The organism is Paenibacillus cisolokensis (genome assembly GCF_050481165.1).
Taxonomy (GTDB): Bacteria; Bacillota; Bacilli; order Paenibacillales; family Paenibacillaceae; genus Paenibacillus_AH; species Paenibacillus_AH cisolokensis.
Map to the genome: position 1 here is coordinate 74,198 of NZ_JBCNFP010000027.1, position 23,823 is coordinate 98,020.

The 23,823-nt window shown below is 56.9% G+C and carries 26 protein-coding genes; 18 read left to right on the top strand and 8 right to left on the bottom strand.

Annotated features, from left to right (window positions below):
* Positions 1–30: 30 nt before the first annotated feature.
* Positions 31–816, top strand: coding sequence for an aminoglycoside phosphotransferase family protein (locus tag ABEV74_RS05010; RefSeq protein WP_430143887.1), 786 nt, complete (start codon positions 31–33; stop codon positions 814–816).
* A 62-nt stretch (positions 817–878) separates the two neighbouring features.
* On the opposite strand, the gene ABEV74_RS05015 is transcribed toward ABEV74_RS05010, so the two are convergent.
* The 4 genes from ABEV74_RS05015 to ABEV74_RS05030 all read right to left on the bottom strand — a co-directional run bounded on the left by ABEV74_RS05015 (position 879) and on the right by ABEV74_RS05030 (position 3,980).
* On the bottom strand, positions 879–1,535 hold the full coding sequence (locus ABEV74_RS05015) for a helix-turn-helix transcriptional regulator (protein ID WP_430143890.1): 657 nt from the start codon (positions 1,533–1,535) through the stop codon (positions 879–881).
* 3 nt (positions 1,536–1,538) lie between these two features.
* Entirely contained in the window at positions 1,539–2,444 is a 906-nt protein-coding gene (gene trhO, locus ABEV74_RS05020) for an oxygen-dependent tRNA uridine(34) hydroxylase TrhO (RefSeq protein ID WP_430143892.1), read from the bottom strand.
* Positions 2,445–2,673: 229 nt separating this feature from the next.
* Complete coding sequence (locus ABEV74_RS05025; protein ID WP_062493156.1) at positions 2,674–2,913, bottom strand: DUF362 domain-containing protein; 240 nt, start codon at positions 2,911–2,913, stop codon at positions 2,674–2,676.
* Between the two features lie 20 nt (positions 2,914–2,933).
* Positions 2,934–3,980: an Mrp/NBP35 family ATP-binding protein gene (locus tag ABEV74_RS05030; protein WP_430143895.1), complete on the bottom strand. Its 1,047-nt coding sequence runs from the start codon at positions 3,978–3,980 to the stop codon at positions 2,934–2,936.
* A gap of 206 nt (positions 3,981–4,186) precedes the next feature.
* Here ABEV74_RS05030 and ABEV74_RS05035 point away from each other — a divergent pair, with 206 nt between their 5' ends.
* The 8 genes from ABEV74_RS05035 to ABEV74_RS05070 all read left to right on the top strand — a co-directional run bounded on the left by ABEV74_RS05035 (position 4,187) and on the right by ABEV74_RS05070 (position 12,465).
* Complete coding sequence (locus tag ABEV74_RS05035) at positions 4,187–4,909, top strand: DUF6199 family natural product biosynthesis protein (RefSeq protein WP_430143898.1); 723 nt, start codon at positions 4,187–4,189, stop codon at positions 4,907–4,909.
* A 374-nt stretch (positions 4,910–5,283) separates the two neighbouring features.
* Entirely contained in the window at positions 5,284–5,493 is a 210-nt protein-coding gene (locus tag ABEV74_RS05040) for a hypothetical protein (protein WP_430143901.1), read from the top strand.
* A complete protein-coding gene (locus ABEV74_RS05045) occupies positions 5,481–6,242 on the top strand; it encodes a hypothetical protein (protein WP_430143902.1) in 762 nt (253 codons plus the stop codon). The genes ABEV74_RS05040 and ABEV74_RS05045 overlap by 13 nt, the downstream gene beginning before the upstream one ends.
* A 243-nt stretch (positions 6,243–6,485) precedes the next feature.
* Positions 6,486–7,643 carry an ROK family transcriptional regulator gene (locus ABEV74_RS05050; RefSeq protein WP_430143904.1) on the top strand — a complete coding sequence of 386 codons (1,158 nt, stop codon included), beginning with the start codon at positions 6,486–6,488 and terminating at the stop codon, positions 7,641–7,643.
* A gap of 57 nt (positions 7,644–7,700) precedes the next feature.
* Positions 7,701–8,705: an asparaginase gene (locus ABEV74_RS05055; RefSeq protein ID WP_430143905.1), complete on the top strand. Its 1,005-nt coding sequence runs from the start codon at positions 7,701–7,703 to the stop codon at positions 8,703–8,705.
* A gap of 101 nt (positions 8,706–8,806) precedes the next feature.
* Positions 8,807–10,318 (top strand): leucyl aminopeptidase family protein, encoded by a 1,512-nt coding sequence (locus ABEV74_RS05060; RefSeq protein WP_430143908.1) that lies wholly within the window; start codon positions 8,807–8,809, stop codon positions 10,316–10,318.
* 43 nt (positions 10,319–10,361) lie between these two features.
* Positions 10,362–11,054, top strand: coding sequence for a copper homeostasis protein CutC (locus ABEV74_RS05065; protein WP_430143911.1), 693 nt, complete (start codon positions 10,362–10,364; stop codon positions 11,052–11,054).
* A gap of 124 nt (positions 11,055–11,178) precedes the next feature.
* Positions 11,179–12,465, top strand: coding sequence for an alpha-L-fucosidase (locus tag ABEV74_RS05070; RefSeq protein ID WP_430143914.1), 1,287 nt, complete (start codon positions 11,179–11,181; stop codon positions 12,463–12,465).
* 282 nt (positions 12,466–12,747) lie between these two features.
* Here ABEV74_RS05070 and ABEV74_RS05075 read toward each other — a convergent pair whose 3' ends face one another.
* On the bottom strand, positions 12,748–13,419 hold the full coding sequence (locus tag ABEV74_RS05075; RefSeq protein WP_062493148.1) for a PDDEXK family nuclease: 672 nt from the start codon (positions 13,417–13,419) through the stop codon (positions 12,748–12,750).
* A gap of 213 nt (positions 13,420–13,632) precedes the next feature.
* Between ABEV74_RS05075 and ABEV74_RS05080 the strand changes: the two genes are divergently transcribed.
* The 9 genes from ABEV74_RS05080 to ABEV74_RS05120 all read left to right on the top strand — a co-directional run bounded on the left by ABEV74_RS05080 (position 13,633) and on the right by ABEV74_RS05120 (position 20,967).
* Positions 13,633–14,307, top strand: coding sequence for a PspA/IM30 family protein (locus ABEV74_RS05080; RefSeq protein WP_430143916.1), 675 nt, complete (start codon positions 13,633–13,635; stop codon positions 14,305–14,307).
* Between the two features lie 132 nt (positions 14,308–14,439).
* Positions 14,440–14,844: a DUF350 domain-containing protein gene (locus tag ABEV74_RS05085; protein ID WP_062493146.1), complete on the top strand. Its 405-nt coding sequence runs from the start codon at positions 14,440–14,442 to the stop codon at positions 14,842–14,844.
* Positions 14,845–14,873: 29 nt separating this feature from the next.
* A complete protein-coding gene (locus tag ABEV74_RS05090; protein ID WP_062493145.1) occupies positions 14,874–15,380 on the top strand; it encodes a DUF4178 domain-containing protein in 507 nt (168 codons plus the stop codon).
* Positions 15,381–15,391: 11 nt separating this feature from the next.
* Positions 15,392–16,141, top strand: a complete 750-nt coding sequence (locus ABEV74_RS05095) for a DUF4247 domain-containing protein (RefSeq protein WP_244863702.1) — start codon at positions 15,392–15,394, stop codon at positions 16,139–16,141.
* A 232-nt stretch (positions 16,142–16,373) separates the two neighbouring features.
* Positions 16,374–16,913: a DoxX family membrane protein gene (locus tag ABEV74_RS05100; protein WP_430143921.1), complete on the top strand. Its 540-nt coding sequence runs from the start codon at positions 16,374–16,376 to the stop codon at positions 16,911–16,913.
* Positions 16,914–17,491: 578 nt separating this feature from the next.
* On the top strand, positions 17,492–18,421 hold the full coding sequence (locus tag ABEV74_RS05105; protein ID WP_430143952.1) for a metal ABC transporter solute-binding protein, Zn/Mn family: 930 nt from the start codon (positions 17,492–17,494) through the stop codon (positions 18,419–18,421).
* Position 18,422: 1 nt separating this feature from the next.
* The gene (locus tag ABEV74_RS05110; protein WP_062493143.1) at positions 18,423–19,157 is read left to right on the top strand and encodes a metal ABC transporter ATP-binding protein; all 735 of its coding nucleotides are present in this window, start codon (positions 18,423–18,425) and stop codon (positions 19,155–19,157) included.
* Positions 19,154–20,077 (top strand): metal ABC transporter permease, encoded by a 924-nt coding sequence (locus ABEV74_RS05115; protein WP_430143923.1) that lies wholly within the window; start codon positions 19,154–19,156, stop codon positions 20,075–20,077. The genes ABEV74_RS05110 and ABEV74_RS05115 overlap by 4 nt, the downstream gene beginning before the upstream one ends.
* The gene (locus ABEV74_RS05120; protein ID WP_430143926.1) at positions 20,074–20,967 is read left to right on the top strand and encodes a metal ABC transporter permease; all 894 of its coding nucleotides are present in this window, start codon (positions 20,074–20,076) and stop codon (positions 20,965–20,967) included. The genes ABEV74_RS05115 and ABEV74_RS05120 overlap by 4 nt, the downstream gene beginning before the upstream one ends.
* Before the next feature lie 195 nt (positions 20,968–21,162).
* On the opposite strand, the gene ABEV74_RS05125 is transcribed toward ABEV74_RS05120, so the two are convergent.
* Genes ABEV74_RS05125 through ABEV74_RS05135 form a run of 3 tightly spaced genes read right to left on the bottom strand, consistent with a single transcriptional unit; the run spans position 21,163 to position 23,730 of the window.
* The gene (locus ABEV74_RS05125; RefSeq protein ID WP_430143929.1) at positions 21,163–21,945 is read right to left on the bottom strand and encodes an ABC transporter permease; all 783 of its coding nucleotides are present in this window, start codon (positions 21,943–21,945) and stop codon (positions 21,163–21,165) included.
* 4 nt (positions 21,946–21,949) lie between these two features.
* Entirely contained in the window at positions 21,950–22,753 is an 804-nt protein-coding gene (locus tag ABEV74_RS05130; RefSeq protein ID WP_430143932.1) for an ABC transporter permease, read from the bottom strand.
* The gene (locus tag ABEV74_RS05135; protein ID WP_235593155.1) at positions 22,750–23,730 is read right to left on the bottom strand and encodes an ABC transporter ATP-binding protein; all 981 of its coding nucleotides are present in this window, start codon (positions 23,728–23,730) and stop codon (positions 22,750–22,752) included. The genes ABEV74_RS05130 and ABEV74_RS05135 overlap by 4 nt, the downstream gene beginning before the upstream one ends.
* Between the last annotated feature and the right edge of the window lie 93 nt (positions 23,731–23,823).

The following is a 23,823-nucleotide window of genomic DNA, read 5'->3' on the forward strand; positions in this document are numbered from 1 at the left end:
TGTTTCGAATAAGAAGGCGGGGGAGACGGAATGACGGGGATGGAGAACGAGGAGCTGCTTTCGGCCGAGAAATCGGTCAGCCGCAGCGGTCGGGCCGTGCTGCGGCCGGGCCGTCCGTGGACGGCCGGCGTGCACAGGCTGCTGCGTCACCTGGAGCGCAGCGCATTCGGTATGGCGCCGCACGTGATCGGCACCGGATTCGACGCCGACGGTCGCGACATGGTGGAGTATATGGAAGGGGAGCAGGTCCATCCCGCTCCGTGGAGCGACGACGGCATCGCGGCGGTCGGCCGGATACTTCGCGCGCTTCACGACGCGGCCGCGTCATTCGCGCCTGACGGCGGGGCGGTCTGGCAGCGCTGGTTTTTGAGGGATATTGGCGAAAGCGGGAGGCAAATCATCTCGCACGGCGATGTTGCGCCATGGAATATCGTAACCCGCGACGGGCTGCCCGTCGGGCTTATCGATTGGGAATTCGCGGGTCCGGTAGACCCGCTTGCCGAGCTGGCGCGCGTATGCTGGTTGTTTCCGCAGCTTCACGACGACGATGTGGCGGAGCGGGTCGGCTTGCCGCCGCTCGAGGTTCGCGCCGGGCAGCTGCGGCTGCTTGTCGATGCTTACGGTCTGACCGCTGCCAAGCGGCATACGCTGTATGATCTCATCGTGGAAGTGGCGGTGCGCGAGGCGGCGGAGGAAGCCATCGAACTGCAGGTGAAACAGGACACCGAAGGCAAGCTGTGGGGCATCGCATGGCGGACCCGGGCGGCCGGCTGGATGCTGCGCAACCGTTCGGCGCTCGTCAATGCGCTGAAGTAACCGGTGCAAGATTGGTTCCGCAGACGGCTGCGGGCATAAAATAACCGCCGCTGATGCGGCGGTTAATTCGGAGACGCTGCGCGTTTCCGTATCGTATAAGCGCATTTTTGGCCGCCTTTGGCCAGACATTCGGTGCGCGACACCTCGGCGCCGAGCAAGCTCTCGAACAGATCGAGCTCGCACTTGCAGGCATGATTGTAGGCATTGGCGATTTGGGAAATCGGGCAGTTGTATTCCGTCAGGACAAATTCGTCGTCGCCGCTCTGTTCCCATTGCGCCATATAGCCGTTCTCGTTCTGGATGTCGGCGAGAGCCGACACTTTATCGGCGAGCCGTTCGCCGGTCATCTTGCCGGCATATTTCCGATACAGCGTTTGTTTGCGGCGCTCGAACAGACGGTTGACGACCGGTTCTCCCGCTTCCTGCGCCAGTTCGCCGAGCAGATCGAGCGCGATTCCATGATAGTTTTTCGGAAAATAATGATCCGCCTGTTCGGTCAAACGATACAGCGAAGCAGGCCGGCCCATCGGCTGGCGAATCGTTCTCGATTCGATCAGGCCGCTGCGTTCGAGCGCGTCGATGTGCCGGCGCACACCCATGCCGGTAATGCCGAGCCGTTCGGTCATTTCTCTCGCCGTCAGCTCGCCATCCGTTTTCAACATTTGCATAATCCGATCGCGCGTGGTCGTTGCAGGCCCCCGCTTCACTTTGAACACCACCTGTCAGCTTGCCGTATCGATGTTTACCGCATCGGCTTCCCTGCATTCCGCAGAGCAGTAGCGGTTATGCTCCTTCTCGCATTCCTCGCAGCAAATATGCTGCAGATGACACCGGTCATTGGCGCAATTCACGTAGCGGTCTTCCGGTTTGCCGCAATGGTGGCATCTGCCGACGACGACGTTCTCGCCGGTGCGGTTGATCGGAACCGAAATCCGCTCGTCGAATACGTAGCATTTGCCGTCAAACAACCGGCCCTTTACTTCCTCATCCTTACCGTACGTCACAATGCCGCCATCGAGCTGATAAACTTCCCGGAAGCCTTCGTCCAGCATAAAGCCGGTCAGCTTCTCGCAGCGGATGCCGCCGGTGCAGTAGGTCAAAATCGGCTTGTCCTTGTAATCGGCCATATTTTTCCGGATCCATTCCGGGAATTCGCGGAAGCTGTCCACATCCGGGCGAATCGCGTTGCGGAAATGGCCGATATCGTATTCGTAGCCGTTGCGGCCGTCGAGCACGATGACGTCGTCCCGCTGCAAATATTCATAAAATTCCTTGGGGGAAAGCCTTTTGCCGCTTTTCACATTCGGATCGAGCGGCTTCTCGTAACGGAACGTGACCAGCTCTTTCTTGTAGCGGACAAACATTTTCTTGAAAGCATGCCCGTCGGCTTCGTCGATTTTGAAAACCATGTCGGCGAAGAGCGGATTGCGGCGCATCTCTTCCATATATCGTTTCGTCTGCTCCACCGTTCCCGACAGCGTGCCGTTAATGCCTTCGTCGGCGACAATAATTCTTCCTTTGACGCCGAGCGATTTGCAGTAATCGAGATGATCGCGGGCGAACTGCTCCGCGTCGGGGATGCGGACGAATTTATAGTAAAGCAATATATTAAAGGGTGCCTGACCCATCTGATTCACCTTCTCTGTCATGTTGAGAATCGTCTGTAGGATATGAAGATCAAACTTCATTGTATGCATTCGCGTCTACAAAGTCAACCAAAGGGTATAAAAAGTCATGTGATACTATCGCATCAAAAAATGCCAATCAAAACGAAAAAGCCGATTCCCGGTTTCCGCCATCGGCGGAAGAGGAACCAGCCTATAACGCCAAACACATATGTAGTTGAAATCGCGCAGCTTAACGGTTTTTGAAAAACTCTGCGGCTTTCTCGATGAAAATTTTCTGGTCGTCCCGCAAATCGTCTTCCCAGCTTATCGCACTAACCGGACAGGCCGCTTCGCAAGCACCGCAATCGATACAAACTTCGGCGTCGATAAAGTATTGATCAGGCCCTTCTTCGATACAGTTGACTGGACAAACATCGACACAATCGGCTGCCTTCTCATCGATGCATGCTTCCGTAATGACAAAAGCCATTCTTCCTCAGTCCTTTCTGGTCAGGATAAAAGTCTGGATACTTTCCGGGCCAGCTCGGAATAAACGGCCCCGTTCCCCCGCTCGTCGGTGAAGACGGATGGGGGAGAAGACGGGTCGGACGGGCGATCGCCGGCAGCGACGATCGGAATGCGGACCAGCAGCGAGGTTTGCAGCTGTTCGGCGAGCAAGTCCCCGCCCCCTCTTCCGAATACATAATGCCTGATCCCGCGGTCGTCCTCGAAATAGGACATATTCTCCACAACGCCCAGGATGCGATGACCGGTCTGCTTGGCCATGACGCCCGCTCTCTCGGCGACGTGGCTCGCCATAGGATGCGGAGTGGTCACGATAATCTCGGCACATTGCGGAATTTTGCGGTTAATGTCCAAGGCGATATCCCCGGTGCCGGGGGGCACATCGATTAGCATATAGTCGAGAGGAGGCCAATCCACATCATTGAGGTAGGTTGAGATCATCTTCCCGAGCATCGGCCCGCGCCAAACGACCGGATTGTTGCCTTGTACAAAAAAACCTGTTGAAATCAATTGTACACCGTAACGTTCAACCGGAACAATACGATTTTCGGCTTTTTGCGGTTTTTCTTCTATCCCGAGCAAGTTCGGAATGCTGAACCCGTATATATCGGCATCGATGATGCCGACCCGTTTCCCCATCCGCGTAAGCGCCAGGGCGAGATTGACCGTTACCGTTGACTTTCCGACGCCGCCTTTGCCGCTTGCGATCGCGATAAAACGCGTACCGGAATCCGGAGCGAGCAGGGGCGCAGAGGGAGGTGCCGATTGCGGGATCTCATCTCTGTCCGGTATCGTCTCATCCATCGGCTTCACGCGAATATGGATGTTGCCGATGCCGATCGCATGAAGCGCTTCCTCAATGGCATGGCGATAATGCGCTTCCCGGTCGCGCTCCGCAGCTTTCAGCAACAGCGTCAGCGCGACTGTATGGTCTTTGATCACGATGTTGCGAATTTTGCCGTTGTCGGTCAACGGTCTGCCTTGACCGTCTTTGACGAGCGTTAACGCTTCATAGATACGATCTTTGCGCATTTGGTTACACCTGCCACATTCGTATCGTGTTGCGGCCAAGAACCGCGGATCGGTGTTGACTTGTCTTAATTTTACAATATTCTGGAACAAAGGGATATAGTCCAGGCAATTATTTTGATGTTTGAGACCCCGGCCCGGTCGTGTTCGTAGTAAGATAACAGCAAGAGTTACCACCGGGAAGATGGAAGAGGGAAGAGGGAAGAGGGATGAGCATAAGCGGAATAAGATGGAAAAGATGGTTTGCAGCGGGACTGCTGGCGCTGCTGGCGGCGGCGCTCGGCGCATGCGGGAACGGCGCGCCGCGGACGCTGACCTATGAAGGGAAAGTCTATGAACTGGATGAAAGCTCCGGGGAAGCTGCGGATACGAAATCGTTGACGTTCGTTTCGGAATCGGGCGATCGGATCCGGTTCGAAGTCGAATCCTTCTCGGCCGTCCAGCACGGTACGACCGGGAATTTGCTGCAAAACAGGCAAACCTTCACGTTCGAGCTTGACGACGGCAAGTACGAAGCGACCGTGGACACTTCCGACCGGATGGTCAAGATCGACGCTCCGAACGGACGGACGATATCCGGCAATATAACGGCGGACGGGTCGGCGCTGCCTTATTACGACGCGGATGAAATCCCGAGCCTGGGCCATTCCGACATTGTTCAGCTCGCAGTCGATTTCAACCGGATATCGGCAGGACGGCAACTGTCGGATGGCGGCCGATCGTTCAACGCCTCGTTGTTTCTCGTCGGTATGCTGATGCTGATCGTCGGCATCATCAACGTTCTGTTTCCGCGCGCGATGTGGTGGTTGAAGGACGGATGGAAGTTCAGGGACGCAGAACCGAGCGATCTGGCGCTGACCTTGGGCAGGGTAAGCGGCGCGGTGCTTACGATTGCCGCCTTCGTCGCGATCGTCTCTTCCTGCAGCGGGTAAGGAGGGGGGGCATGTGAAACATACAAGAGGTTGGCTTCGAAATTGAACAGGAAGCAAATCGGGTAGCGGACCGGCTGCTTTTCATCTATAGCCATTATACGGTGAACATTTTGTTTTATGGCTCTAATCGCACTCGCCTTCTGCTTGACGGGAAGCTATTCCGGATGAAAGACGGCTTTCAATTTGATGCATACGATTCGGCCGAGGACCGGGGAGGACGGACGTTCTCGATCGGCTAGGCGTCGTACTGCCTCGTTTCAACACGCGCTTCTCGGATCGTGACGATCTGGCAGGGCGTGTTTTTTTCGAATAAGGCAGATGGCCGGAAGGGTAGTCTAATACCATTCTCATATTTCGTAAAAGGTGGGATGGCATTGTCAAGGTTAACCCGTCTGCTGCTTCTGGCCCTTATTATCGCCGTTGGCGCGGGCTGCGATGGCGGCAAACCGAAACCGCGTGAAAACGATCTTGTACATATCCAATCGAGAACGAAGCCGCATTCGAAAAAAGTGATCGTGTTCGTGGCCGACCCGACCAAGATCACGAGCTTCACAAGAAAGGCCCCTCGCATTTGGACGGGCTGATCAAGCTGGACGGGCAGCTGCAGCGGGTGCTGCAAGCTTTCGGCTCGCCCGAAGCCGCGCAGGAACAGGCGGTCATCCTCATTGTCGGCGACAGCGGCATGAGCTCCATCTTGCCGCGCAGCGGCAATCCGGTTATCGATCTGACCGATTTGTTTCAGCGATACGCGATCATGCGTCCCGGGGAAACCGCATCGCAGAAGACGGACATTGCGCTGGCGGTGAACGAAACGATGGCTTACGTGTACAATCTCAAACCCGACCGATCGTTAAAGGAACTTGTCCGCGAATTGCAGCGTGAGCCGCGTATCGAATTGATTTCCTGGAAAGAGGGTAAGTGGATTCATGTCGCAAGACCGGGTTCGGGTTCGGAGTTCAAGTACAAGCCCGGCGGCCGCGCCAAAGACGAGTACGGGCAGAAGTGGACGTTAGGTCCGAACGCGGCGCTGCTCGATGTAAAGGTCGATCTGCGAAAGCATGTGAGCTACGGCCAATATCCGGACGGGTTAAGAAGACTGTACGGCGCGCTCCACTCACACGACGGGGAGTTCATCGTCATTACGGCCAAGCAAGGCTACGAGTTTACGGGCCACAGTTCGCCGAAGCATCGCGGAGGAGGCGGGCACGGGTCGCTTCATGAGACGGAATCGATTGTTCCGCTGATCGTATATGGCACGGACCGGAAGCCGGAGCGGCTGCGCATCGTCGATTTACAATCTTATATTCTGAACTTGCTGCGGGTTGAAGAGTAGTCTTCAGGTCTGCAGCTTTTATTTTTATTTCGGAACTAACGGTTTCATTTCCATATATTCTTCAATATGATGTTGCCCGGATATGGACTCAACATAAGGCAATGAATTATATTAATAACATCACTGGAGAAAAGGTCGGAGGAAGGTCAATAATTTTAAGGGGAAACGGCGTTTTTTTGAGGACGGTTTTTTAGTTTTCTTTTATAATTAATGCAGTGGAGAAAAAAATAGGGTGATTGGTTCGTGAAAAAGCATGATCAAGATTATATCAGGCGACAAAATCGGCTTACCGTATTTGAGATGATTAAAAACCATCATCCGATCTCCCGTGCCGCCATTGCCAAACGAACGGGCATGAGCCCGACGACGGTTAGCCGAATTGTGGCCGAGCTGACCGAACAGGGCTATCTGTTCGAGTCCGATCAAGTATCGGAAGGCATTGGCAGGAAGTCGACGCTCCTCGATATCGTGAGCGCTTCGGTGTTGTCGATCGGCGTGGAGCTGGATCGCGGCCATATGAACGTCGGCATCGTCGATTTACAGGGCAATCTGCTATGCGGCGGCAAATATCCGCGCGATCCGGATGAAAGCCCCGACAAGACGATCGCGCGGATCAGCGAGGCGATCGACGGGCTTACGAAGCTTCAGGAAATCGACCGGACCCGCATCGTCGGCATTGGCGTCGGTCTCCCCGGTATCATAAACAACGAGAAGGGGATCGTCATGTTCTCCGTACAGCTCGGCTGGAAAAATGTCGCGCTTGCCGATAGGCTGAAGGAACTGACCGGATACGAAGTCGCCGTCGACAATGAATTGAAAGTGAAGGCGCTTGCCGAGCATCTGAAAGGCGTCGCGATCGGCTCGAGCCGCACCGCGTTGCTCGGCTTCGGCAATGGCGTCGGTTCGGCGCTTATTCTGGAAGGGGAAATTTACCGGGGCGAGACGAACAGCGCCGGCGAGATCGGGCATACGACAGTGGACCCGAACGGCATGATGTGCGAGTGCGGCAAAACGGGCTGTCTGCAAACCTACATTAATATCAGCTCGCTATTGTCGGAAGCGAACCGCATCCGTCCGATCCGCACGATCGAAGAACTGTTCGAGGCGAGGCGATCGGGCGAACAATGGGCGGTGCAGTTGATCGAACGGGCACTCATGTATATGGCGCTTACGGTCAACAATATCGTTTGCATGTACAATCCCGACAGTGTCATCTTGAGCGGGGAGCTGGTGGACAAAATTCCGGAAGTGTACGAAGAAGTGGAAGTGCTTTGTCATTCGCGTTTTATTTGGGAGCCGCTGCGCGGATCGTTTGCGTTTCACCGTTCCGAGCTAAACGAACGCGGCGTCGTCATCGGCTCGGGGCTGTTGTCGCAAAACCGTTTTTTCGAGCTGTCGTAACCCGGAGGTTCCGGAAATTGAAAAAGGCGATTTAAATTGATCGGGAGGTAAGCGAAGATGGGATTTACCGCATTGGTAGAAGAGTATCGCGGCGGCGTGCTGGAAAATGTGCACAATGGCGCGATTTGCGTCGTCGATGAGAAAGGAAGCGTAGTCCATAAAGCCGGCAATCCGGAGCATATAACGTTTCTCCGGTCGGCCGCCAAGCCGTTTCAGGCGATTCCCGCTATGAAGCGGCGCATTCCGGACGTGTACGGTTTGACCGGACAGGAAGCGGCGCTGTTTGCCGCATCCCATCGAGGTGAGGCGTTCCATATCGAAGCGCTCGAATCGATGTATCGGAAAATCGGCATCAGCGAAGACATTCTGCGCTGCGGCGCCTCCTATCCGCTGAACGAGGACGCCAGAGCGGAGCGTTACCGGGCGCATGAGCCGAAGCGGCGCATTTTCCACAACTGCTCGGGCAAGCATGCCGGGTTGATCGCGCTCAGCAAGCATATGGGATGGGATATGCGGACGTATTATGAGCCGGACCACCCGGTGCAGCGGGAAATATTGGAGACGGTCGCCTATTTCGCAGAGGTGCCGAAGGAGAAGATTCCGCGAGGCATCGACGGCTGCGGATTGCCGATCTTCGCGCTTCCGCTTCGCAAAATTGCGCTGTCGTATTTGAAGCTCGCTTGCCCGGATTTGATCGGCGATGCCGACACCCGCGACGCTGCGGCTGCGATCGCCAAGCTGATGAACGAATATCCCGACATGATCGCCGATACGAAATTCGTATGCTCTGCGCTGCTGCGCGACGCCAATCTGGTCGCCAAAGGCGGGGCGAAAGGCGTATACGCCATCGGGTTGCGTAAGGAGCGGCTCGGCATTGCGCTCAAAGTATCCGACGGCGCCGAGCATGTATGGCCCTGTATTATCGCTTCGATATTGGAGCGGATCGGCTACGGCAACCGGGAGACCATCGAACGGCTGTACGCGCTCGCGCCCAACACGATTGTCAATGACGCCGGCACGGAGGTCGGCATGCGCCGCGCCGTGTTCGAATGGCAGGCCTGAAATTGGAGTATCAAATTCCGTGAAGGGACGCCACAGCGGATGCGGAAACGCAGCCGGTCATGGCGGAAGGAGGAGAACGGGGATGAAAGAAGGGCCGATCGGTGAAATCGAAGGATGGAAAAAATCGTTCGCGGGGGCGAAGCGCGATGAAGGTGCTGATTGACGCCGCCGCTGCGCCAGCCGCGCTCGTATATCCGGCTTATGCGGACGAACCGTTCCCGTTCCGGCTCGGGGAAGCCGGCAGGAAGGCCGAGTCCGTCACCTGGTTGTACGGCCGGACGGAAGGAGACGATGACGTGCTGGCGGCGGGCATGGGCAGGCGCGGCGAGCTGACGCTCGAGCGGGTTCGCCGCGCCGGCGGCGCGAGCGCCCGTGCGCTGCTGCGTGAAGGCCGCGGCAACGCTTTGCTCGTGCGCGAGCCGTCGGGCCTTTCGGGCGCTGCCGTCACCGTCGCCGGCGGCATTGCGGCGGCCGAATGGCTGCAAGCCTGGCTGGAAGGCTGGATGCTTGGCCTCTATCGGTTCGACGCCTTCCGCCAAGCGACGAAGACGGAAGGCGATGTCGAGCTGCTGCTGCGTTCGGAGGATTGGCCGGAGATGTCCGGCGATGAGCTGGAAGCGGTCGTTCGAACGGCGCGCAACCGGACGGCGGGCGTCATGCTGGCCCGCGACCGGGTAAACGAGCCGCCCGAAGCGCTTAACCCGGAGCGGTTCGCCGAATGGATGGCCGAATATTTCAGCCGCGACGACGCGCCGGTGAAGGTGCGCGTCTATCGCGGGCAGGAGCTGGCGGAGCGCCGGATGAACGGCTTGATCGCCGTAGGCGCGGGCGGCAGGCATGAACCGGCACTCGTCGAAATCCGCTATGAAGGCGATCCGCGGCTGCCGATGCTGGCGCTGGTCGGCAAAGGCGTCACGTTCGATATGGGCGGCATGAATGTGAAAACCGGCCGCGACATTAGCGACGCGCGAATGGACATGGGCGGAGCGGCCGCAGTCGTCGGCGCGATGGATATATTGCTGCGGGAACGCGCCAAGGTGAATGTGACCGCACTTATACCGGTCGTCGACAACTTGCCGGATTCCCGGGCGATGCTGCCTTCCTCGGTCATTCGCTATCCGAACGGCCTGACCGTTCAGGTCGCGAACACCGATGGCGAAGGGCGGCTCATCCTCGCGGATGCGCTCATCCACGCGGCGAATATCGGCGCCGCGGAAGCGATCGATATCGCCACGCTGACCGGCAATATCGGGGTGGCGCTCGGCCTCGGCATCGCGGGGATATGGGGCGACGAGGAGATGACGCGCGAGCTTGTCGAGATCGGCGAACGCAACGGCGAGCGCCTCTGGCCGATGCCGCTTATGGATGAGTACGAAGCGGAGCTGCGCAGCGATTATGCCGATTTGCGCAATGTGAGCGGCTCGACGCTGGCGGGGGCGATAACGGCGGCTCTCTTCCTTCGCCGGTTCGTGACCGATTCGATGAGATGGGTCCACATCGATATGGCCGGGACAGTACAATACAAACAAGATGTCGGCTATTCGGAAGCGGGCGCAACCGGCTACGGCGCCCGGCTGCTGGCCGATTATGCCGTGAAGCGCGCGCAGCGGTAATCGGCGCGGATTCAATTCTCGGGAGAGCGGGAGGACAAGGTTCATGGTATTGGAAGTCATCGCGACATGTATGGACGATGCTTTGACGGCGGAGGAGAACGGAGCGGATCGTATCGAATTGATTACGGCCATTACGGAGGGCGGCTTGACGCCGGGAATCGGATTGGTCGAGCAGGTTGCAAAGTCCGTGCGGATTCCGGTCTTTGTCATGGTTCGGCCGCACAGCCGCTCGTTCGTTTATGCCAAGCATGATATCGAGACGATGGCGGCGGAGATCAGGGCGATTGCAAATAGCGGCGCTGCCGGCGTCGTGCTCGGCGCCTTGACGCCGGAAGGCAAGATCGACGAGCGGGCGCTCGAGACGCTGCTGCCGCTGACAGGCGGGCTGCAAGTGACGTTCCATCGGGCGTTTGACGAGCTGGAGGACCAGCTTGAAGGGTTGCGGACACTAAGCCGGTATCCGCAAATTACACGGGTATTAACATCCGCAGGACCGCAGCCGGCTACAGAAGCGGTGCCAGCGATGCGGCGGCTGGTCGAAGAGGCGCGCGGCGGTTCGGTCACCATTTTGGCCGGAAGCGGCTTGAAGCCGGACAGTATTGCCTCGTTTATCAGGCAGACGGGCGTGAAGGAAGTGCATTTCGGCTCGGCCGTTCGTTACGGCCAATCGAATTTGGCGCCGATCGACCCGGCGGCGCTTCGTTCGCTTGCCGACCGCGTTCACAGTATCAGCTAGGAATCCGGGACGGACCGGTATGCAACTGCGGCAGTGGGGGAGACTGGGAAGATTTCGTTTTCGGAAACGTTATCAGGAACCGGATCGGCGTAAAACATTTTTATAAATGGAGGGAAGATGCCGGATGAAGACAAGGGAAGAAAGAACGCGCTGGTTTTTGCACGACCGCTTCGGGATGTTCATTCACTGGGGGCTTTATTCGATACCTGCCAGAGGTGAATGGGTGCGCGGCAACGAGCGGATGAGCCGCCAGCAATATATGCGGTATTTCGAGGAATTCGACGCGTCCCGGTACGATCCGAAAGCCTGGGCCAAGGCGGCCAAGCAGGCGGGCCAGAAGTACGCGGTGCTGACGACGAAGCACCATGACGGCTTCTGTCTGTTCGACAGCAAGCTGACCGATTTTAAAGCGACGAATACGCCGGCCGGCCGTGATCTCGTCCGCGAATATGTTGACGCTTTCCGGGCCGAAGGCATCAAGGTCGGATTGTACTATTCGCTTATCGACTGGCATCATGACGATTACCCGGGTTATGGCGACAGAGCGCATCCGGACCGGGACAACGAAGCGGCGAAAGACAAGCCGATCGATTTCGACCGGTATCTGGACTATATGCACGGCCAGGTGAAAGAACTGCTGACCAACTACGGTCCGATCGACATCATGTGGTTCGATTTCTCTCACGACAATATGACCGGCGAGAAATGGCGCGCGACCGAGCTCGTCCGGATGATCCGCTCGATCCAGCCGAACCTTATTATCGGCAACCGTCTGGGCGGCAACATTCTGGCGGCCGAGCCGGAGGAATACGCGGGTGATTTCTTCTCGCCGGAGCAGATCATTCCGCCGGGCGGCATCGTCGACGCGAACGGCAATGAAGTGCCGTGGGAAGCGTGCATTACGCTGAACGACCATTGGGGCTATCATTCCGAAGATCGGAATTACAAGTCGCCCAAACAGGTGATCCGCTCGCTCGTCGAATGCGTCAGCAAGAACGGCAATCTGCTGCTCAACGTCGGCCCGGACGCCAAAGGTGAAATTCCCCGCGAGTCGCTGAACATATTGAGCGAAGTTGGCGAATGGATGCGTCGGAACGGAGAGAGCATATACGGCTGCGGCGCTTCTACCCTGCCGAAGCCGGAGTGGGGGCGCTACACGCAGAAGGGCAACAAGCTGTATGCACACGTCTTCGACCGCGGCATCGGCCCCATCTATTTCCAAGGGTTGAAAGGAAAGATCAAGAAAGCGAGGCTGCTGCGGGACGGCAGCGAGCTGAAGGTGGAGACGCCGTGGATGGCCGAACAATACTCCGATATCGAGAGCGGGGCGTTCATTACGCTGAAAGGCGCGGAACTGCCCGACGAAATCGATACGGTCATCGAGCTGGAGTTGACGGAGAGCGCGATATAACGGCATCACACGATATAATTGCATGCATTGCAATTAAACTGGAGCTGGTGGATATCGTCATGAATTGCATGATGCGATATAATTGCATGATTTACAATCAAACGATGCAACGAACCTCTAATGCCCATTTTAATTGTAAACTGTACAATAAAATCTAAGAAATCCCACTCTAAATGCCGTTTCAAGGCGATATCATTGCATGATATGCAATAAAAACGGTGCAGAGAGTCCAAAATGCCCGGTTTGGTTGTATGAAGTACAATCAAATCGGGCATTGGCTTTTTACAACAGCAGTTCGGGGTTGCCGGTTTTCAATTCATAATAGCGAATCTTCCCGCCTCGATCGATCGGATAGAGAAAGCCTTTCAGGGCCAGACTTTTCAGCCATTTGCGGGCTGTCCGATAATTTACGCTGAAGTGTTCCGTCACATCGATGGGGCGGATCGGTCTGCCCATTTCCCATGCCAATCGCAGAACTTCTTTTTCGGCTGCCGGCACCGGGCCAGGGCGCTCTTCCGCGTTCCGCATCAGATACGGGCTGATCACCAGCTTCAGCAGCATGCGGCAAACTTCTGGCCTATACTGGACATCGTCGAAGGAGAAGTGGATGATTCGCCATCCCATTCCGGTCAAAAAAGTGTCCCGGTTTAAGGAATAGCTGAATTTTTCGCGGTCCATGTCTTTGACATGGCTTTGGAAACCGTCGCATTCCAGTCCGAATCGTCCGAAGGGCGGAAGAAAGGCGAAATCGAGAAATTGCGACTTTCGGTTCCAATCGTAGATTTCATATTCCGGATGCAAGTAATCGAACGACCCGAACAGCGGCCACCATACATTTTGGAGCAGCAATTTTTCCGCATAGTTGTGGCCTCTCAGCAATCTTCCTTTGCGTTCCCCGGTTCTGCGGCTCGCATGATGGGCGATAAACGCTTGATGCGCTTCTTCAAAATTCATCATACAATCCCTCCCGCATGATAAAAAAAGAAACGTCCCCTTGCCCGCGTAAACGGCAATAAGGACGTTCTTCGTCTCGCACTATTGTATCACGTATAACGCGGTCATCACTACAAGAAAAACAAAAAAATATTGAAACGCGGACCGATCTTTTGCGTAGAAATGAGCATAAACCATATCAGACCTGGAAGATCCGGAGGAGGCCGAAACAGAATGTCCATTTTCAAACGATTGCGCGACCTGACGTTGTCGAACATCTACGCTTTGATCGAGAAAGCGGAGGACCCGATCAAGCTGACCGACCAGTACATTCGCGACATGCAGGAAGATCTCGAAGATGCGGAAAAGGCGGTCGCCGCGCAAATTGCGATTGAGAAGAAGTTCAAGCAGCTGTATGAAGAACAAGCCGCGCTTGTGAAGAAGCGTGACGAGCAGGCCCACACGGCAGCGCAAATGCAAAACATCGAGCTCGCCCGCCGCGCGCTTGAAGAGAAAAAAGCGGCCGAGCAGAAGATGAACGAATACAAGGCCGGCTACGACCAGAACAAAGCGGCAGCCGACAATTTGCGCAGCAAGCTGGAAGAGATGCGCAAGCAGCTGGCCGAGATGAAGAACAAGCGGGAAACGCTTGTCGCCCGCTACAATGCGGCCAAGGCGCAGGCCGAAATCAACAAGTCACTGGCTGGCTTCAACACCGATTCGGCGGCGGCCGGCATGAAACGGATGGAAGAGAAGATGCTGCAGATGGAAGCGCAGGCCGAAGCGAGCAACGAGCTGCTGAACGGCAAAGGCAAATCGCTGGACGAAGAGTTCGCCGCCCTGGGCAAGGACAAAGAAGTCGAAGACGAGCTTGCTGCCTTGATGAAGAAATACGAACAACAACAATAAGGAGCCGACGCCGCTCTTGCGAAGAAACGTCCGAAGGCAGCGATTGTGCGGCATATGCCAATCGAGTGCCGAAAGGCGTTTTTTCTTCTGTATATGCCGGGCGGCTGACGGTTCGATAATGGGGGATGTCCGATGTCATTGAGCGAATATGTCGGGATGCTCGTTTGGACGGGCGCGGGTGCGGTGCTTCTGATCGCGCTGATGGCGATCGATTCGCTGTTCACCGGTTACAAGGATATGGAGGAAATCAAGAAAGGCAATGTGGCCGTCGCGACGCGCTTCATCATGAAGCTGCTCGCACAGGCATACATTTTGTCCCAGTCCATTACGACTTCCTATCATTTGGGCGAGGCGCTGATCGTATCCGCGCTGTCGTTTGCCATTCTGCTTGTGCTGGAGACGCTGCTGCGCATCGGTCTCCGGTCGGTGTTCGGCTTGCATCTGGATCAGGGGACGAAAGACGGCAAAATGGCGCATGCGCTGATGGGCGGTTCGTTCCACATCACCGGAGCGCTGATTATCGGAGCATGTCTGTAACCCATCATGAGCGGAAGGAGACGATGGCGATGAGCTTGTTCAAACGGATTAAAAACTTGATGCGAAAGCCGGAGCCGCTCAAGCCAACTCCGAGCATGCTGACGATCGGACCGGGTGACATATGCGAAGTGTCGCTTGTCACGTACGAGGTTGTCGGGCGAACGCAAAACCGGCAAAGGAACCAGATTGTGCTGACGCTGCAGGACGGATCGACGATTCGGTACTTGACGATCGAAGAGCGTGAAAGGACGGCTTATGCGCTATACGATCCGATCGACGGCCGGCTGGATGCGGTTGACGAGGTGCCGACCATACTGGAGCTGGACGATCGCGTGTACCATCTGGAGGAACAGTACTCCGGCTTTATTACGGCGGTCGGCCGGACGCCGTTCGTCCAGGGGGGCGAGCAGCATGTATGGCAATACCAGTCCGACGACCGCAAGCTGCTTCGAATCGAATGGCAGGACGGGCGCTTTATGCTGTACGAAGGCGAAAGCGTGCTGCCCGCCGACGTTCGCGCCCTGCGCGGCAGTTAGGGGGGAGAAGCTTGCGGCAGAAGTGGTCCAAAGCTTTAAAACTGTTGCTTGTCGTCAGTCTTATCGTCCCTCTCCTGGCCGCATGCGGCATCGATCAAACGATCAAGGAGACGTACCCGCTCGAATCGGTGAATGGAAGCGGAGCGGAAACGTCATATGTATACCGCGCCGCCGGACAGTCGGTGCCCGAGGTTGCCAAAGAGCTGGCGGAAGCATCCAAGCCGGACCAGATCTCGGACGAACAAGAGGACCGGATGTTCCTCGTCTACTCGGACCGGATCGTGCATCTGCAGCGGGACGAAGCGAATCCGGAAGATACGCTTGTGGAAGTGTCCTCCAAGGAATATGTCCGCAACAATTACAGCATGAGCTTCCTGGAAGGATATTTGCTCGCCAGCCTGCTCAGCGACTTGTTCGACAACGGGCGATACGGCGGCGGCAGCTACCGTGGGTACAACGATCGCGATACGTACAAGCCGAAGACGGGAACGTACCACATGCCGACGGACACCGAGAAAAAGGCGGTTCCGCCGATGACCGTCGAACGGAAAGGTTCGATCTTCAAACGTTCGCACAAGGCCGATACCGGCCAGGTTGGCAGCGGCGGAAGCATATTCGGGAAATCTCCCTCTTCCTCGAGTTCCTCCACAGGCAAAATTACTCGCGGCAGCTCCGGCGGCAAGTCGAGCAGCTGGCTTCAGCCGCGGAAGTCGTTCAAACCGAAGACGAGAGTCGGGTTCGGAAGAATCAAGCGGCGATAAGATGACAGTTGCGAGCCGTTTCAGCATTGTACTGGACAAGGTCATAAAGTTCGAAACGTGATGGAAAGTCGAGTTTCCCACGTCCAAGGATAAACGCCGTCAGGCGTTTTTTCTTTTGCGCCGCCTCGGAAGGGTGACGTTCGGTTACCAAAAAAAGTTTGTGATTTTTGTCACATACTTCTCCGGACCTATGCGATATACTGAAGACAACAAATAACCGAGGTGATCAAAGATGATGAAATGGTGGAGAGAAAATGTTTGGGCAGCTGGCTTGGTCGTATGGGTTCGCCTCCTTCTCGGTTACCATTGGCTGACTGCGGGATGGCACAAAATTACCGGCGACAAGCCTTTCGACGCCACCGGGTTTCTGAAGGGAGCTATCGCCAATCCGGTTGCCGACAAGACAACGGGCGAAGCGGTATATCCGACATACCTGGCATTTCTGGAGCATTTCGCACTGCCGAATGTGAAATTGATCAACATTCTGATCCCGTGGGGCGAGCTGCTGGTCGGTCTCGGACTCATTCTCGGAACGTTGACGGTGGCGGCCGCTTTCTTCGGATTGCTGATGAACTTCATGTTCGTCTTTGCCGGAACGGTAAGCACGAATCCGTGGCTGATGCTGCTCGGCATGCTGGTCCTCACGGCAGGCGCCAACGCAGGACGATTCGGATTGGACCGGTACGTGCTCCCGCTGCTCCGTAAAGAGGCGGACCGCTTCTTCCGCCGCGGACCGAAAACGCCGGCCGCCGGCGCCGGCCTGCAACACTGATGCGCCGCGACGGTCAATGGCGCCAATGGCACGAAGCGCTTGGACGAATGAGCCAGGCGCTTCTTCTTTGCCGTCACATGCGGCATATTTCTTGCGGACATTGCTCGCATCGGCACATTTTTGCAAATAGCCGACATCCCGGATCACGAGCCGGCCGTCCTTCTGCGCGATAATCCCGTCCTTTTTCCATTCGTTCAGCAGCCGGTTACGCCTTCCCGCGTCGTACCGGTCATGTCGGCCATTTCGCCGTTCGTCATATTATACTCAAGCCGCAAATGTCCGCTTTTCGCAGCATTCGAAGTTAGGAAGCATGTCCGGCATCGATCGACGAAACGGGGTTAGCCGAAAAGGCCTAATCTTTTTTTTGTCCCGAAAGTTTCCCTTAGTAAAAAGTATTGACACAAAGCAAAACAATCGTTATCTTGTATACAGGAATAAAAATTGCACAAGGGAAATATATTTGCTGTCGTGCATGTCTAAGCGTTGCACGGTACACAAGTCCCGGTATAGGAGGAGAGACAAAAGTGAGAAAAGAACGACGAAGACGAACAAAGCAATGGGTCAGTGCCGCGTTGCTGATGCTGGCGCTAACGCTGGTGCTTGCAGCCTGCGGCGGCGGTCAGAAGGGGGAAACGGAAGGCGAGCCGGCAGCGGCAGGCGCGGACGACAAAGTAAATATCGTGACGACGATCGCACAAATTGCGGAGCCGCTCTCCGTTATCGGGGGAGACAAGGTGAATGTGCAAAGCTTGATGGGTCCCGGCGTCGATCCGCATCTATACAACGCGACGCAGGGGGATATCCGGAAGCTGGAGGAGAGCGATATCGTCTTCTACAGCGGCCTGCATCTCGAGGGCAACATGACGGAAATTTTCGAACAGATCGGCAAGAACAAGCCGGTGCTGGCGATTGCCGAAGCAACGCCGGAAGATCGGCTGCTCAAGGATGAGGGCGGAGCGGTCGACCCGCATATCTGGTTCGATATCGATCTGTGGAAGGGGGCTCTGGAATCGGCAACGGAAGAGCTGAAGAAGCATTCGCCCGGCAATGCCGAATATTTTGAAGCCAACAAAGTGAAATATTTCGAACAGCTGGACGAGTTGAAGGCGGAAGCGGCGGACAAGATGGCCCGGATTCCGGACGAGAAACGGGTGCTGGTGACCGCCCATGACGCATTCGGCTATTTCGGCCGGGCCTATAACATGAAGGTGATCGGTCTGCAAGGGCTGAGCACCGAAGACGAGGTCAGCCTCGCCGATATCGACGGCACGATCAAGCTGCTGCTCGAATACCGGATACCGGCCGTCTTCGTCGAGAGCAGCATCAATAAAAACACGATCAACGCCGTTATCGAGGGAGCGGCCAGCAAAGGGCTGACCGTCAAGCTGGGCGGCGAGCTGTTCTCGGATGCCATGGGTGAAGCGGGAACGACGGAAGGCACTTATATCGGCATGTACCGGCACAATGTTGAAACGATCTATCATGCACTGACGGGAGAAGGCGAATAATATGACCGTTTTACAGGTGCGGGGCGTATCGGCGGCCTATCGGAAAAACAACGTGCTGCGAGACGTGTCGTTCGATGTGCAGCCGGGTTCTCTGACCGGCATCGTCGGCCCGAACGGAGCGGGCAAGTCGACGCTGCTCAAGGTGATGTTGGAGCTTCATCCGAAGCTTGCGGGCAGCGTATCCTTCTTCGGCTCCACATTGGCCCGGACCAAAACGCGGGTCGGCTATGTGCCGCAGCGCGGATCGGTGGATTGGGATTTTCCGACCGACGCGCTCGATGTCGTCATGATGGGCTTGTACGGACGCATCGGCTGGTTGAGGCGGCCGCGGCGCATTCACCGGGAGATGGCCATGGAAGCCCTCTCCCGGATGGGAATGGCCGATTATGCCGGACGGCAAATCAGCCAGCTGTCCGGCGGCCAGCAGCAGCGGGTGTTTCTGGCCCGGGCGCTCGTTCAGGATGCGGACCTGTACTTTATGGATGAGCCGCTTGCCGGCGTCGATGCCGCCACCGAGCGGGCGATCATGGAGACGCTGAAGGAATTGAAGCAAAACGGCAAGACGGTAATGGTCGTCCATCACGATCTGCAGACCGTGGAGGATTACTTCGATCACGTGCTGCTGCTGAACCGGACGGTTATTGCGCACGGTCGGACGGAAGATGTCTTTACGAAAGATAACGTCATCGCCGCGTACGGCGGAGCGCTGCGCTGGCTGAAGGAGTTGTCGTCATGAACGCACTATTGTCGCCCAATGCGCAGTGGGTGCTGCTCAGCACCTTGATTCTCGGCATGGCGTCCGGCATGATTGGCTGTCTCGCGTATTGGAAGCGGCAAAGTCTGATGAGCGACTCGCTGTCGCATGCGGCGCTTCCGGGTGTCGTGATCGCCTTCGCCATCGTCGGCGTCAAAGAGATGCCCGTCATGATCGCCGGCGCGGCCGCCAGCGCGTTGGCCGGAGCGCTGCTGATCCACTGGATCCGCTCGTCGAGCCGCATCAAGGAAGATACGGCGATGGGCATCATTTTATCGGTATTTTTCGGATTCGGCATCATGCTGCTTACGATCGTCAACCGGACGGCGGGCGGCAACCAGAGCGGTCTGGACGGATTCATTTACGGCCAGGCGGCCTCGATGGTCCGCAAGGACGTATATACGATGTTGGCGCTGGCGGCCCTCGTCATTCTGATCGTCTTTGCCGCCTTCAAGGAATGGAAGCTGTTTCTGTTCGATCCTGATTTTGCAAAAGGGCTGGGGCTGTCGCGCCGGCTGATGGACGGCGTTTATTTGGGGGTGCTGGTGCTCGTCATCGTGATCGGCATTCAGGCCGTCGGCGTCATTCTGATGGCGGCGCTGCTCATCATACCGTCCGTCAGCGCCCGCTACTGGACGAATTCGTTCAAGCGTATGGTTCTGCTGTCCGCCTTGTTCGGCGGCGGGTCGGGGATGGGCGGCACCCTGATCAGCACATTCAGCGCCAACTGGCCTACCGGACCGTTCATCGTCGTCGCCTCCTCCGCATTGTTCGTCATTTCGCTTCTGTTCGGCGCTCAGAAAGGGCTGCTCGTCAAAGCGATTCAGCTGCGCGCGCAGAAGCAGAGCGTCGCCCGTTCCTGGAGCGGCGAGCCTGGCGTGAAGGAGGGGAGCGCGGGATGAGCTATACCGCTTGGATACTGCTGACCGCTTCCCTGGTCGGATTGTCGTGCGGATTTGTCGGCACGCTCCTCATTTTGCGCAGAATGGCGATGATGGCGGACGCGATCAGCCATACCGTGCTGCTCGGCATCGTCGCCGCGTTTCTCGTGACGCGCGAGCTGAGCGGCATCCATATGCTGATCGGCGCGGTGGCGGCGGGACTGCTTACTGCCGTGCTGGTTCAATGGTTTCAATCGCGGGGCGTTCAGCAGGATGCCTCGATCGGCGTCGTCTTCACGACCTTGTTCGCGATCGGCGTCATCCTGATCGCCACGCAGGCCGGCAACGCCCATCTCGACGTGAAGCACGCCCTGATGGGCGAGATCACGTTCGTGCCCTGGAACAAGGTCGCGCTGCCCGGGATCGGCGAAATACCGGAAGCGACCTTGATATTGGTCATCGTATTGACCGTTGTCGCCGCGGTTATCGTCGCCTTTTACAAGGAGTGGAAAATCACCTCGTTCGATCCGGCGCTGGCGGCCAGCATCGGCATACCGGTTACGCTGATGCACTATGTGTTCATGTCGCTCGTCTCGATTACGACGGTGGCGTCCTTCGACGCGGTCGGCGCGATCATGGTCGTCGCCATGCTCATCACGCCTGCAGCGGCCGCCTATCTGTGGACGGACCGGCTGTCTTTGATGATGGGACTCAGCGGAATTTTCGGCGTCGTGGCAGCGGTAGCCGGATATTATATGGCCGTCTGGCTGGACACATCGATTTCCGGATCGATGGCGTTCGCCACGGGCATTGTCTTTCTGTTCAGCTTTGTCTGCTCGCCGAAGCACGGTCTGCTTGCCCGCTATTTGCGTCCGCAGCCGGCGGTGTCGGATAGGGTCGGGCAGCAATAAGCTGCGCCGATAAGAGCTGCAGCCGCAAAGTTGCGTCGCAAAGTTGCGGCGCAAAGTCGTATAAAGTCGCATATCGAAGAGTTGGGTTTCACGAAAAGTCGAAGAACTGCAGCGCAAAGTTGCGTCGCGGAAAACGAAAAGAGCGGTCAACCCGGACGGGACGGCGGATTTCAATCCGACGCCCCGTCTTCATGTTTACGAGCCGGTCGAGCGATAATGGCGGACGCCGATCCGCCAGACGAGCAGGCAGGGCAGGATGAACAGGAAGCCGGCGAGCGGAGCGGCTGCGTACCAATGGCCGCCGCTTCCGGTTTTATCGAGAATGTACAAGAGCGGCAAATAGTTGGCGGTGCCGAAAGGGATGACGAACGTGAAGAAGCGGGTCACCCATTTCCGGTAGATGTTCAGCGGGTATTGGGCCATCTCCCGGCCGCCGTCCGTAAAGATGTTCGCCACTTCCAGCCCTTGTACGGTCCAGAAGCACATCGTGGCCGCCAGCATGAAGATGCCGGTGAAGATGGCGACGCCGCTCGCCACCATGAACAGCAGCGTGACGATTTTCAGAAAGGTCCATTCGATCGGCAAATTCCAGACGGCCCAGACGAGTACGACCAGGCTTTGCAGCAGACGTCCGAACCGCGTAAACTCGAACTTCGAGCCGAGCACCTGGACGATCGTGCCGCGCGGCCGCACCAGCACCCGGTCGAAGTCGCCGCTTGCGATCAAGCTCGAGAAGGCGTCAAACCCGCGGGCGAAACATTCGCTGATGCTGAACGCCATATGAATGACGGCAAAGCATAGCGCCGCTTCGAAAAAATGCCATCCTTGAAGCTGACCGAACCGTTCGAAAAGCAAATAGACGCCGGCAAAAATCGAGAACGGCACAAGGAGCTGGCCGAGCGTCATGAGCCAGAACGAGGCGCGGTACTGCATTTGCGATTTGAACACGATCATTAAATATTTCACGTAGAGCCTCATCTCTTCACCCTCCCTGAACGACGACTCTTCGCAGCGCCCGGTTCATCGCCGCGCGTCCGACGAGAATGAGGAAGGCAAGCCAAAGAAGCTGGCTGACGATGCCGGCCAATGCGGCTTCCTTCGGGATATGCCCGGAATAGACCCGGAACGGGAAGTCGGCGGACAGATGAAATGGAAACAGCCGGACGATATTCTGCAGCCAATCCGGCATCAACGGAATCGGGATGATCGATCCGCTCAAAAACTCGCCGGCGACGCTGAAAATAAGCAGCGACCCGACCGGAGACATCGTGACGAACACCGATATGTAAATGAGCATCGAGACGGAAACGAGCACGAACAGCCCGATAACCAGCGTAACGAGAAACAGGACGAGCGTGGCCGGATCCGGCGGAAGCGACAATCGGTAAGAACGGGGAAGGAAGAACGCAATGCCGAGAATGGGCAGACTGCGTAGAAGCGCGGACGAGACGCGCTGCGCCAGCAGCTTGGCATACCAGAAATTGTAGATGCCGCTCGGCCTGCACAGCTCGTAAGCGATGTTGCCGCTTGTAATGAGCTGGAACAGCTCGTTGTCGCGAAACCAGAGCATGATGAAAGCGAGAAAAGCCTGCTGCAGCCAGACGTATGTCGTCAGCTGGGGAAGCGAGATCGGCTGCGTGTCTTCGGCGTGGCTGTAGAACGCCTGAAACACCATAATGATAAGGAAGCCCCAGAAAAATTGGGTCGCCACACCGGCCAGCGCCGCCGCCCGGTACTGCAGGCCGTTGTAGAAACGGAGCTTGAAGACGGAAATGTACATTTTCATGAGATTTGATACTCCTTGTACAACTGGACGATGATATCCTCGATCGGCTGCGTATCGATCGCGACGTCGAGCAGATCGACCTGCTCCGCCAGCCGAGTCAGCGCTTCGGACATCATGACCTGTTCCGTATCCACGCTCAGCACCGCCCGCTCCGGCGTCCACGACACGATCGAAACACCGGGAATCGCCAGCGGCTCCTGCCGCTCCATGTAATCGGCCGTAATCGTCTTGCGCGTGCCGAACCTGCTTCTCAGCTCCTGCAGGCTGCCGTCGTACAGCAGGCTTCCTTTGCCGATCAGCAGAATGCGCCGGGCGAGCGCTTCGATGTCGTTCATATCGTGCGTCGTCAAAATGATCGTGACGCCTTTTTCCTTGTTGATGGTCCGGATAAATTGGCGGACGGCGATTTTCGATACGGCGTCCAGGCCGATCGTCGGTTCGTCGAGGAAGAGGACGCTTGGGTTGTGCAGCAGAGAGGCGGCGATTTCGCAGCGCATGCGCTGGCCGAGGCTGAGCTGGCGGACCGGGGTATTCACGATATGCTTCAAATCGAGCGTTTCCGTCAACAAGTCTAATGTATCGCGATATTCCCTTTCCGGCACATCGTAGATGTCGCGCAACAGTTCGAACGAATCGATAACGGGGACGTCCCACCATAATTGGGAGCGCTGTCCGAACACGACGCCGATGCGCTTGACGTAACGGACGCGGTCGCGCCATGGCGTGTATCCCATGATGGTGCAGGTTCCGCTGTCCGGGACGAGGATGCCGCTCATCACTTTGATCGTCGTCGATTTGCCGGCGCCGTTCGGACCGATGTAGCCGACAATTTCGCCGGGCTCGATGGAGAAGGAGATATCGCTTAGCGCATGAACGACCGTATATTCCCTGCGGAACAGCGATTTCAGCGCCTGGCCCATTCCCGAGGAACGCCTGGGAACCTTGAACGATTTGCTGATTCCTTTTACCGTTATCACGGCGGTTATTTCCTCCTGTCTTGTAAAATGAAAGGAAAAAGATATTACCATTGGTCCTGGCAACCTGTCAATCCCCCGCGATCACTCAGTTAA